This window comes from Labilibaculum sp., assembly GCF_963664555.1.
Lineage (GTDB): Bacteria > Bacteroidota > Bacteroidia > Bacteroidales > Marinifilaceae > Labilibaculum.
This window is the reverse complement of the sequence record NZ_OY761461.1, coordinates 142,005-154,324: the sequence shown is the minus strand read 5'-3', so window position 1 is coordinate 154,324 and position 12,320 is coordinate 142,005. Positions and strand designations below refer to the sequence as shown.

General features: G+C 36.1%; 11 protein-coding genes. 10 read left to right on the top strand and 1 reads right to left on the bottom strand.

Annotated elements, in window-relative coordinates:
* The first annotated feature begins 71 nt into the window (after nt 1-71).
* The 4 genes from ACKU4N_RS00690 (at nt 72) to ACKU4N_RS00675 (ending at nt 5,745) form a co-directional block, all read left to right on the top strand.
* A complete protein-coding gene (locus ACKU4N_RS00690) occupies nt 72-1,151 on the top strand; it encodes a porin family protein (RefSeq protein ID WP_321319684.1) in 1,080 nt (359 codons plus the stop codon).
* A gap of 212 nt (nt 1,152-1,363) precedes the next feature.
* A complete protein-coding gene (locus ACKU4N_RS00685; protein ID WP_321319683.1) occupies nt 1,364-3,280 on the top strand; it encodes a tetratricopeptide repeat-containing sensor histidine kinase in 1,917 nt (638 codons plus the stop codon).
* A gap of 46 nt (nt 3,281-3,326) precedes the next feature.
* On the top strand, nt 3,327-4,037 hold the full coding sequence (gene pepE, locus ACKU4N_RS00680; protein ID WP_321319682.1) for a dipeptidase PepE: 711 nt from the start codon (nt 3,327-3,329) through the stop codon (nt 4,035-4,037).
* Between the two features lie 121 nt (nt 4,038-4,158).
* Nucleotides 4,159-5,745, top strand: coding sequence for an aspartate:alanine exchanger family transporter (locus ACKU4N_RS00675; RefSeq protein ID WP_321319681.1), 1,587 nt, complete (start codon nt 4,159-4,161; stop codon nt 5,743-5,745).
* 58 nt (nt 5,746-5,803) lie between these two features.
* Here the strand turns inward: ACKU4N_RS00675 and ACKU4N_RS00670 are convergent, their stop codons facing one another.
* Entirely contained in the window at nt 5,804-6,571 is a 768-nt protein-coding gene (locus ACKU4N_RS00670) for an exodeoxyribonuclease III (protein ID WP_321319680.1), read from the bottom strand.
* Between the two features lie 153 nt (nt 6,572-6,724).
* Between ACKU4N_RS00670 and rsgA the strand changes: the two genes are divergently transcribed.
* From rsgA to ACKU4N_RS00640, 6 genes are all read left to right on the top strand, one after another.
* Nucleotides 6,725-7,651: a ribosome small subunit-dependent GTPase A gene (gene rsgA / locus ACKU4N_RS00665; RefSeq protein ID WP_321319679.1), complete on the top strand. Its 927-nt coding sequence runs from the start codon at nt 6,725-6,727 to the stop codon at nt 7,649-7,651.
* A gap of 82 nt (nt 7,652-7,733) precedes the next feature.
* Nucleotides 7,734-8,765, top strand: coding sequence for a tRNA 2-selenouridine(34) synthase MnmH (gene mnmH / locus ACKU4N_RS00660; protein WP_321319678.1), 1,032 nt, complete (start codon nt 7,734-7,736; stop codon nt 8,763-8,765).
* Between the two features lie 66 nt (nt 8,766-8,831).
* Entirely contained in the window at nt 8,832-9,977 is a 1,146-nt protein-coding gene (locus tag ACKU4N_RS00655; RefSeq protein ID WP_321319677.1) for an ATP-binding protein, read from the top strand.
* A 200-nt stretch (nt 9,978-10,177) separates the two neighbouring features.
* Nucleotides 10,178-10,705, top strand: a complete 528-nt coding sequence (locus ACKU4N_RS00650; protein WP_321319676.1) for a YceD family protein — start codon at nt 10,178-10,180, stop codon at nt 10,703-10,705.
* Between the two features lie 16 nt (nt 10,706-10,721).
* Nucleotides 10,722-10,907, top strand: a complete 186-nt coding sequence (rpmF, locus tag ACKU4N_RS00645; RefSeq protein WP_101261094.1) for a 50S ribosomal protein L32 — start codon at nt 10,722-10,724, stop codon at nt 10,905-10,907.
* Nucleotides 10,908-11,141: 234 nt separating this feature from the next.
* The gene (locus tag ACKU4N_RS00640; protein WP_321319675.1) at nt 11,142-12,140 is read left to right on the top strand and encodes a beta-ketoacyl-ACP synthase III; all 999 of its coding nucleotides are present in this window, start codon (nt 11,142-11,144) and stop codon (nt 12,138-12,140) included.
* Nucleotides 12,141-12,320 lie beyond the last annotated feature (180 nt).

Sequence of the window (12,320 nt, the reverse complement as noted above, 5' to 3'; positions counted from 1 at the left end):
ATTAACTCCACATGTATGATTATTTACAAATGGTAAGTTCCATTTGATAGTAACAAGAAAATTATAAACTGATGAAAAAAATATTTTTACTATGCATGGCTTTTGTGCTTGTATTTGGAAGCAACGCCCAGGAAGTTGTTGATACTTTAAAAACAGATACAATTAAAAAGAAGATTTTAATTGAAGATTCATGGTCGGACAAGAAAACGAAACCAGAGAGAAAAGAAACTGTTAAAGCTCAATCATGGGAAGCAAAGGCAGACACGACAAAAGTTAAATTTCTCGAAAAAGATTTGGTAAAGGTTGTTGAGGATGATAAAGGGATTAAAGCTAAAATTGGGAAAATTGGCAAAGTAGGTTTTGAAGAAGACAGGGACACTACAAAAATAAGACTTGGCGGAAAGCAGATCAATATTATTGACGGCTGGCACGGAACCAGAATTCGAATTCAGAAGGTAAATCCTTGGGATCCCAAGCAGGATAAGTTTTTTATGGAAGAGGAGAAAGGTTTTCGAGGACATTGGGCAGGTTTTGAAGTAGGCATAAATGGTTTTGCTGATGAATATTATAATGATTATTCTAATGATCAGAAGGATTTTATGGATTTAGATATGGCCAAATCACTTGCTGTCAACTTAAATTTTCTTCAGTATGATATTAGCTTGCAAAAGGAAAGAAACACCATTGGTGTAGTAACTGGAATGGGGCTGGAATGGAATAATTATCGTTTCGATCAAGATATTACGCTGGCAAATGATGATTCTGGTAGGATTCAACCAATTTATTTTGATTCTGACTGGAACATTAAAAAAAGCAAATTAACCAGTTTGTACCTAACAGTGCCTTTGCTGTTGGAATTTCAAATTCCGGTTAAGTATAAATCCCGAAGGGTTCATATGTCTGCCGGAGTAGTGGGTGGTTTACGAATTGGTTCTCATACAAAAGTGAAATACAAAACGAACGGGAACATGCACAAAGATAAAGATCACGACGATTTCAACCTAAATACCCTGCGGTACGCAGCTCATGCCCGCATTGGCTATCGTTCGCTAAACTTTTTTGCTACCTATGGTTTAACCAATTTATTTGAAAATAATAAGGGCCCGGAACTAGTACCTTTTACAGTTGGAATAACCTTGGTTAGTTTTTAGAATACTACTAATAGATATGTATTATTATACCGGATTCCTGATGAATCCGGTATTTTTATTGACTTGTATTATGAGCTTTGACGAGTGTTGAATTATGTGCTATAAAGTAGTATCTTAGCCACATGAAAAGAAAATTCCAGCTTTTAATTTGCTTTTTTTCTATTTTCTTTGCTCTACCCGCATTTGCTGATTTTCAGACAAATTTGGATAGCTTGAATAATCGCTATACAAAAGTGTTTGGTCAGGAAAAACTGGAGACATTATTGGAGATGAGCCGGGCATATTGGGATACCGAACCCGGAAAAGGAATTGAAATGGCTACCAGAGCTCTTGCAACGGCTCAAAGTCTTGGGTATGATAAAGAAATAGTTAAAGCCATGTTTTATTTAGGAACAGCTTACTATAAGGATAATCAGTACGATAATTCTTTGGATTATTTATTGCAGGCATTTCGAGGCGCTGAAAGGCATAATTATCAAAAGGAAGTTGCTGATATAAGTCAACAATTGGCAACAGTTTACTTCCAATCCGGGAAAATCAGTAAAACATTCGATTACACAGAGATTGCCAATGATATTTATGAGAAGTTAGATAATAAGATTGGTATTGCAAGATGTCTTAATTTATTTGGTGTTTATTATCAATCAATCCAAGATTATGATCAGGCCATCAGTTATTTGCAAAAAGGACTCAATCTTGGGAAAGAAATTTCGCACCGACCTATAGTTGGAGAACTACTCAATGACATTGGGAGTTTGTATACCGAAATGGGGGATACCCTTAAAGCTATTCGAACTTATCGTGAGGCAGTTGACTATTATAAGTCAAATGGGCCCAATAATAAAACCGGGGTTTTTGAGTTGAATATGAGTGATCTATATCTTCAGCATAATGATCTCACCAAAGCAAAACATCATCTTGACAAAGGTTATCTGGTTGGTAAACAATTAAAATCGAAAAGATTACTTCGGGATTATTACAAATATCTTTCTCTTTACTATACAAAACTTGGTGATTATAAGAATTCCGTAATTGCATATCAAAACCTTCAAGCTTATCAGGATTCAATTTCTTCAGAACATTTATCAAATAAAATTGATGATTTGGATTCAAGGCATGTTGAAGACATGAAGAATCACGAAAATCAGGCTCTAAGGGCTGAAAATCAAATTCAGCAGTTAGAAATTAACCGTCAATATACAATTGGCTTATTGATTTTACTACTTCTGCTGGTTGTCATATTTCTTCTTACTTTCCGGTACCGAAACAACCTGAAAGATAATGAACTTTTATACCTGCGCAATCGTCTGGTAAGTCAGCATCAGGAGGAGTTGATAGGCGCCATGAAAAGACTGAAAGAGAGTGAAGATAAGCTTCGAACGGCCAATGAAACCAAGGATAAGATGTTTTCCTTAATTGCTCATGATTTACGTGGAGCAATTGGTAACATTAGTAATGGATTACGAATGATGCTGACTGATAAGGAATTGGATCTGACTGAAGAAGATAAAACAGAATTTTTACAGTCTTTGTTTCATTCTGCAGATAATTCATTCGAATTGCTTGAAAATCTATTGTTTTGGGCAAAAAATCAAACATCTACTATATCAGCTAATCTGCAAATGGTTGATGCAAGTTCTATAATTAGCTCCAATATTAGTCTTTCTGCAGAACTGGCGAAAATAAAATCCATTCGTTTACTCGCAAGTATCAATCCTTCAGTAGAAGTGTATATCGATTGGAATATGATCAATACGGTTTTGCGTAATTTGATATCAAATGCAATTAAATTCACCAATAAAGGGGGGATTATTGAAGTGAAATCGGAGATTGGAGAGTATTTCGTTAAAATTTCGGTGATTGATAATGGAATCGGAATGATGCCGGATCAGATTGAGAACATTTACGATGGTAAGACCACAGATGGTACTTCTAATGAGAAAGGTACAGGTTTAGGGATTACTTTGTGCCGGGATTTTTTAGTGAAAAATCATGGCGAAATGATGGTGGAAAGTGAAGTTGACAAGGGTAGTACATTTTCGTTCATCATTCCCCGCAGGCCAATGAGTGATGAAAAATTTAGCGAATTTGTGAAAAAAGAGACTCTGATTTCAGTAGTAAATGTCTAAATTTAGGTCAGATAATTCACATCTACTTAAACTAAATTCAGCACAAATGAGATTATTATTAATCAGTAACTCCACAATGGCCGGGGAGGAATATTTAGACTATCCCAAAAACAATATCAAAGATTTTTTAGGTGATAAACCAGTTAAGGCTTTATTCATTCCTTATGCAGGAGTAACTGTTTCCTTCGACGATTATGAAGCTAAAGTTAAGGCTAAGTTTAATGAAGTGGGTCATGATGTTGTTTCTATTCATCATTTTCAAGATCCTGTAAAGGCTGTCGAAGAGGCTGAAGCAATTGTTGTAGGTGGCGGAAGTACCTGGAATATGCTTCATTTGGTGCATAAAAACAATTTGACTGGGGCTATCCGAAAGAAAGTTATAGATGAAAATGTGCCATATATAGGTTGGAGTGCCGGTTCCAATTTGGCTTGTCCTACCATTAAAACCACGAACGATATGCCGATTATCGATCCTTTGGGATTTGATGCACTTAATTTAATTCCATTTCAGATTAACCCTCATTACTTGGATAAAAATCCCGATGGTCATGGAGGAGAAACCCGAGAAGATCGGATTAATGAATTTATGGTCGTTAATCCTGATATGTATGTTGCCGGTTTGCGTGAGGGAAGCATGTTCCTGATCGAAAATGGTAAAATTGATTTGATTGGAAAATACAACTGCCGAATATTCAAAAATGATGTGCAAGCATACGAATTGAGTCCCAAGGATGATTTTAATTTTTTGCTGAAATAAATTTTGGAAAAATATATTTAAAGCGGTTGAAGTAGATTCAACCGCTTTTTTAATTTGAATTTTTACCTTTGATTCTGTAAACAGATAAGATTGTATTTTTCATATTTTTAAACCATTGTTGATGGATTTATTATCATCTAGTTATTTTGTTTTATTTCTAATTGTTGCCATTGGTTTTGTTGTTGGGAATATCAAAATAAAAGGGATATCCCTTGATGTTTCTGCCGTAATTTTTGTGGCTTTGGTGTTTGGTCATTACGGAGTTTCGATACCCAATGATATTCAGAAAATAGGATTAACATTATTTATTTTCACCATTGGCATTCAGGCCGGACCTGGTTTTTTTGAATCTTTTAAAAAGAATGGGAGAGAGTTGATTTTGCTTGCTTTTATTTTGGTGGGAAGTGCTTCGCTTATTACGCTTCTTTTGGCTGTAGTCTTTCAGGTTGATATGAATATTGCTATAGGTTTGCTCACGGGATCATTAACCAGTACTCCAGGTTTGGCAGCTGCAATTGAAACAACTCAATCTCCGCTGGCTTCTATTGGTTATGGTATCGCTTATCCTTTTGGTGTAATTGGAGTAATTCTGTTTGTAAGATTATATCCTAAATTAGCAGGGGTTGATATTCAAAAAGAATCGGAGAAATTGGAAGAGGAAGTTCTTCAGCAACATCCGGAGTTAGTCAATAAAAATCTGGTTGTCGGGAATGAAAATATTGTTGGAAAAAGCATAAAAGAGTTGAAGATTCGCTCAATGACTCAAGCAAATATCTCAAGAATAATGCACGATGGTAAAACCATTGTTCCATTGCCAACTACCATTCTTGAAAAGGGAGACATTGTAAAATTAATAGGAACAGAACAAGCTATTGAAAAGGCCAGAATTTTAATTGGAGAAGAAACGACCAAGGAAATTCCGCTTAGCAGTGATTATGTGGTTGAATCAATCTTGGTTACGAACAAACAGGTGGTGAACAAAACATTGGGACAATTAAATGTTTTAGCCAATTACAATGCTCGTGTAACCAGAATAAGAAGAGCTGGAATTGATATTGTCGCCAGTTCAAAATCAGAGATTCGATTTGGAGATAAGCTGGTAGTGGCATGTGGTACAGGGAATATCAATAATGTGCGTCACTTGTTTGGAAATGACAGTAAAAAGTTGTCAGATACTGATTTCTTTCCCATTGCAACAGGAATTGTACTTGGTGTTTTAGTGGGGAAATTAAAAATATCCTTTACGGATGATTTTACATTTAGTCTGGGATTAACCGGTGGCGTTTTAATCGTTGCTTTAGTTCTGAGTAGAATTGGTAAAACCGGTGCAATTCTGTGGACCATGTCCGGGTCATCCAATCAATTGCTTCGTCAGTTAGGATTGTTAATGTTTCTTTCGGTTGTAGGAACAAGTGCAGGATCACATTTGGTGGAAACATTCAAAGAATCGGGATTTACCCTATTTTCGCTGGGTATTGCAATTACTTTGCTGCCAATGATAATTACAATCTTAATTGGGCATTTTGTTTTGAAAATGAATGTACTGAATTTGCTTGGCACACTTACCGGAAGTATGACGAGTACGCCTGGTTTGGCGGCGGTTGATGGAATGACAGATTCTTCAGCTCCAGCCATTGCTTATGCAACAGTTTATCCAATTGCAATGGTGTTATTAATGGTGTGTGTGCAATTGTTGAGTATGTGGTAAAATAAAAATCCCGAAAAGGAAAACCTTCTCGGGATGGTAGTATCTTATATTGGTACGATTAAAAATCAACTTCAACAACAACCGGACAATGGTCCGAGTGAATCACATCAGCTAGTATCGATCCTCCTTTTAGTTGCTCGCGAAGAGGTTCGCTTACCATATGGTAATCAATTCGCCAACCCAAATTCTTACCTCTGGAACCAGCTCTGTAGCTCCACCAGCTGTATTTGTCCGGCGATTGATCAAATATTCTGAAGCTGTCAATAAAACCACTATCAATAAATTGGCTTACCCATTCTCTTTCTTCAGGCAGGAATCCCGAAGCACCTTTTTTCTTCTCCGGGTTACTAATATCTATTTCTTTGTGACAGATATTGTAATCTCCTCCAATAATCAAATTTGGCCTTTCTTTTTTTAATTCAGAAATGTAATCCTGAAAATAGGCCAACCATTCCATTTTATAATCCTGTCGGGGCCCGCCGGTTGTTCCCGATGGATGATACGTACTAAAAACCGAAACATCCCCAAAATCAGCTCTGATTGCTCTCCCTTCAATATCATATTTTGGATTGTTAACACCAATAACCACATTGTCTGGTTTTTCTTTAGCCAGAATGCCAACACCACTGTATCCTTTTTTTTCAGCAGAAAACCAGTAGCAATAATATCCTAATTCCTCAAAAAGATGAGTTTCAATCTGCTCTGGCTGAGCCTTTGTTTCCTGAATTAAAAGGATGTCCGGGTTTTCCTGTTTAAGCCATCCAATAAAGTCTTTTCCGAGGGCGGCTCGAATTCCATTTACATTGTAACTTATTATTTTTCGCATAGCGTGAATTTTTGTTTGAAGTGAATAAAGGTAAAAAAAAGAAAATCAGGAAAGGATAAGTTGAGATAAGAGATGAATTAAAAACTCATAAAATGCAATACGATAGCCTAAAATTGCTTCAAATCAACTACTTTTGTAATAAAAATAAGAACATTGAAAGAAGGAGTAGTAATCAAGTCGACAGGAAGTTGGTATACCGTAAAATCCAACGATGGAGAAATCCATAATTGCCGGATAAAAGGGCGGTTTAGAATGGAAGGCATTCGTACAACCAATCCTATATCGGTTGGTGACAAAGTAGATTTTGAGGAGGAAAATGAGGCGAATGTAATTGTGAAGATTCATGATCGGAAGAATTACATTATTCGTAAATCATCAAATTTGTCAAAACACAGTCAAATTATCGCTGCAAATATCGATCAGGCATTTTTAATTGTTACTGTCAATTATCCGTTGACAACAACAACTTTTATCGATCGGTTCCTTGCTGCCGCAGAAGCGTATCGAATTCCTGTCAATCTTATTTTCAATAAAATTGACAGATATCGCCCCAATGATATAAAGCGTTTGGGAGAATTAAAATACACTTACGAAAAGATTGGCTATAAATGTTTTGAGATTTCTGCCAGGAAGGGAACTCATCTGGATATTATCAGAGAAGCTTTAAAAGGCAAAATAAATTTGCTTTCAGGGCACTCTGGTGTTGGAAAATCAACTTTAATAAATGCGATACAACCAGGTTTGGACTTAAAAACGGGAGAAATTTCTGAAGCACATTCTCAAGGAAAACACACCACAACTTTTTCTGAAATGTTTGAATTGGATTTTGAGGGTTATATTATTGATACTCCAGGAATTAGAGGGTTTGGAACCATCGACATGGAAAAGGAGGAAATGTCTCATTTCTTTCCTGAAATATTTAGAATTTCGAAGCATTGTCAATTCAACAATTGCACTCATGTACATGAACCAAAATGTGCCGTAAAAGGTGCAGTTGAAATTGGAGAAATCTGTATCACCAGATATGAAAGTTATTTGGGGATGATTATGGAGGATGAGGACAGCAAATACAGAATTTAGAAAATACAGGAATTGTAAAACAATTTTAAGACATAAGCACGTAATTCTCTACGTGCTATTTTTATTGATATAAAACGAATAAATGGCTACAATACTTGATCCTAAGGAATTTCTTGAAATGGGTGAAATTTTACCCATGGTTGATGTTCGAACTGCTGCGGAATTTGAGACAGGTCATATCCCCGGAGCTCAGAATCTACCAATTTTCACCAATGAAGAAAGAGTTGTTGTAGGAACTAAATACAAGAGAGCAGGAAAGGATTCTGCCGTATTATTAGGTTTGGAATTGGTGGGGCCAAAATTGGCACGTTTTGTAAAGCAAGCAAAAAAAATTGCTCCGGATAAAAAAATATTGGTACACTGCTGGAGAGGCGGAATGAGAAGCGGAAGCATGGCTTGGTTGTTCGAGACTGCCGGATTTACAGTTTATCTGTTAAAGGGTGGTTATAAAGCATACAGAGCATACAACCGAGAGCAATTTCTCAAAAAAGCGGAGATTATCGTTCTGGGCGGAATGACCGGAAGCGGCAAAACGGAGGTTTTGCATGAAATGATAAAAATGGGGCATCAGGTTCTCGATTTGGAGGGAATTGCGAATCATAAAGGATCGGTTTTTGGAGCCTTGGGGCAGGGAGATCAGCCAACCAACGAGAATTTTGAAAATGAATTGGCTAAAATATGGTCTGGTTTCGATTTCAATAAAACCATTTGGATTGAAGATGAAAGCAATTCAGTAGGTTCTGTTTGGGTTAACGAACAGCTGTTTCTTAGAATGAGAAAAGCCGATGTTGTTAAAATGGATGTTCCAAAAGCCGAGCGGATTGAAAGATTAGTGAAGGAGTATGCATGCTTTGATATTGCAGATTTAAAGGAACTGGTTTTAAAAATTGAGAAACGATTGGGCGGATTGAATGTGAAAAACGCTTTGGAAAGTCTTGATAAAGGGGATTTTCACTCTGTTGCTGATATTACGCTTACCTACTACGACAAAGCATACCTTCACGGTCAGCAAAAGAGAAAAGGGCAAACTATTTATTCAATTGCACTCGAAAAAGATGATCCTAAAGAAAATGCGAAAGCCATACTTGAGTTTTATTCGAACTTAAAGAAGTAGTTTTGTAGGATAAGAAATCAAAAGATTTGCCGTTATCTTTACGTGAAACCTTAGAACTCGAAAATCTTGGATATCTATCTGAAAAACCGACACTGGAAATTTTATTTTTTACTGATCGCCATAATAATTGTTTTTGGCTCAATTCTTTATACCAATAACTTGGTTGGAAAACTAGCCAATGAAGAGGTGAAGAAAATTGAATTGTGGGCCGAAGGAATGCGGAGTCTGCAGTTAAATCCCGATCAGGACGTTTCTTTGATTAACCGAATTTTGGAACAAAATGAAACTATTCCTGTTATTCTTATCGATGATGATGGAAACATAGTCGATCATAGAAATATTAAACTCCCAAAAAGGAATGAAGATAAGGTTTTAAAGGAAAAACTTCAGGACATGAAGGATGACAACCATTTCATTGAAATAGAGCTTGTAAATGGAAAAAACTACATTTATTTCGACGATTCGAGTCTTCTAAAGCGATTGGCCTGGTATCCTTTTGTTCAATTGGGAGCGATAATTACATTTATTGTGATTGCATTTTTGGCTTTTTCGTATTCAAAATCAGCCGAACAGAATCAGGTTTGGGTCGGAATGTCAAAAGAAACAGCACATCAGCTGGGAACGCCTATCAGCTCTTTAATGGCGTGGATGGAGTTGATTAAATCCGGAGAGATTGATCCTCAATTATCTCTGGAAATGGCAAAAGATGTTAATCGGTTAGAGGTTATTGCTGAACGTTTTTCAAAAATTGGTTCAAAGCCGGTTTTAAAGTTTACAAACATTTTGGATGTACTCAGTAACAGTATCGAATACTTAAAAAAGAGAACTTCTGGTAAGGTTGATTTTAATTTAGAAGGTGTTGATGTGGAGAATGCAGTTGTTCCATTAAATAAAGAATTGTTTTCGTGGGTAATTGAGAATTTGTCTAAGAATGCGGTTGATGCGATGGAAGGCAAGGGGAGTTTGAAATTTTTAGTTTCGAATAAAGCAAATCAGCTAATAATCGATATCAGCGATACGGGGAAAGGCATAGCAAGAAATCAATTTAAGACTATTTTTAAGCCAGGATTTACCTCAAAGAAGAGAGGATGGGGGCTTGGTTTATCTCTTTCGAAAAGAATTATTGAAAATTATCATCGCGGAAAAATTTTTGTTGTTAGCTCAGAATTGGGCAACGGTGCGGTGTTTAGGATTATTTTGCCTTTAAATTGAACCATTTGATTTTCAAATAGCTGATTTTTTTTTGAAACCAACAAATAACTACCTATTTTTGCAGCCCGTTTTCAAGGGAGTTTGATCATTGAAACTGTAATTCAGTTTAATAATTGGTTGTAATTGCCGAAAAAAGATGTTGGTATTTATGAAAACGTATGATTAATTTTTATACTTTTGCAAAGTTTTATTAGAATATTTTGGATTATCTGGCAAAATATACGATTCCTTTCAAAGGATTGAAAGATGGTAAACATGAATTCAATTTTACCATCGATCAGGAGTTCTTTGAGCATTTTCAGCAGGAAGATGCATATCAGGTTGATGCCTCAGTGAAAGTAACACTGGAGAAGAAGACTTTGGTTATGACTCTAACTATTGAACTGGATGGTAAAATGAATGTGGCCTGCGATCGTTGTCTCGAGCAATTTGACATGGAGGTGAGTGGAAAAAGCTCTGTTTATGTGAAATTTGGAGAGGAAAATGAGGAGTTGGCCGATGATGTTATTGTGATTTCAGAAGCGGTAAACGAACTGGAAACAGCATATTACATCTATGAACTATTTTCACTGAGCTTACCTTTAAGCTTTGTTCATCCGGAAGATGAAGATGGAGATAGCACTTGTAATGAAGAAATGATTCAAAAATTGAATGACCATTCGGTGAGCGATGAACAGATCATCGATCCAAGATGGAATGATTTAAGAAAATTGATTGATAATAATTAGTTAAATAGGTTGAAAAATGGCACATCCAAAACACAGAACGTCGAAGCAGAGAAGAAATAAGAGAAGAACTCATCTTAAAGCAACTCCAGCTACTTTAGCATCTTGCTCAAATTGTGGAGCAACTGTTAAATATCATACTGTTTGCCCTGAATGCGGTTATTACAGAGGTAAATTGGCGATCGAAAAGAAAGTTACAGCATAATCTAAGTCAAGTTATTTAGGTTAAACGCAATATGTAAATTTGCTCCTCAGGTTTTACTTGGGAGCAATTTTGCTTATTATACAGTTTCATTTTGCAAATTCCTGAGTTGTTAAATGGTTTTAATCAATTTTGTTGGTTGAAGTATAATTCGGTATTTATTTAATTTGTTTAGAATGGATTTCTGTGTAAGCAGAACGCTGAATCTATCTGATAAACACTAAGTAAGCTAGAAGAATGTCAAAAATTAATGCAGTAATAACTGGTGTTGGAGCTTATGTTCCAGACTATGTTCTTACCAATGAGGAATTGAGCACCATGGTTGATACAACCGATGAGTGGATTATGACTCGTATTGGTATTAAGGAAAGAAGAATTCTAAAAGGCGAAGGAAAAGGATCTTCAGATTTGGGGGCAAGAGCTGTTGAAGAGCTTTTGAAAAAAACCAATACCTCTCCTGAGAATGTTGATTTGTTGATTTGTGCAACAGTAACTCCTGACATGCAATTTCCGGCAACGGCTAATATCATTAGCGATAAATTGGGAATTAATGACGCATTTAGTTTTGATTTGAATGCGGGATGTTCGGGATTTTTATTCGCATTGGTTACTGGTTCAAAGTACATTCAATCAGGAATGTACAAAAAAGTGGTAATTGTTGGTGCTGAAAAAATGTCATCAATCGTTGATTATACAGATCGTCAGACTTGCCCTATATTTGGTGATGGAGCGGCAGCAGTAATGTTGGAGCCAACTACCGAAAATATTGGTATAATCGATGAAATGTTGCATACTCAAGGATTTGGCAGAAAACATCTGCATCAAAAAGCTGGCGGATCTTGTAAGCCGGCAAGTCATGAAACCGTTGATGCCCGTGAGCATTTCATTTATCAGGAAGGAAATCATGTCTTCAAACATGCTGTTTCCAATATGGCAGATGTTTCCGTTGAAATGATGGAAAAACATGGCATGACAGCGGATGATTTGGCATGGTTGGTACCTCATCAGGCGAATAACCGTATTATTGAAGCTACAGCAAAACGAATGGGATTGGCGAAAGAGAAAGTAATGATCAATATCCAAAAATACGGAAACACTACTTCAGCTACAATACCTTTGTGTTTATGGGAGTGGGAAAACCAATTGAATAAAGGTGATAACATTATCCTTTCGGGATTTGGAGCTGGGTTTACCTGGGGTTCTATTCTTTTGAAATGGGGTTACAATCCTAAATAAAACAATAACTAAGTAAGAATATAATCAGGCCTCCAAATTGGGGGCCTTTTTTTCTTGGAATCGTTTAAAAAGAATGGTTTTCTTCAATCAAATTTTTATATTTGTATGGCTTGCAAAGAGAACTTACAGTTCTTTTTTTAATTGGAAAATACTTTTTTTTTATAAAATTGAGTTGATTTA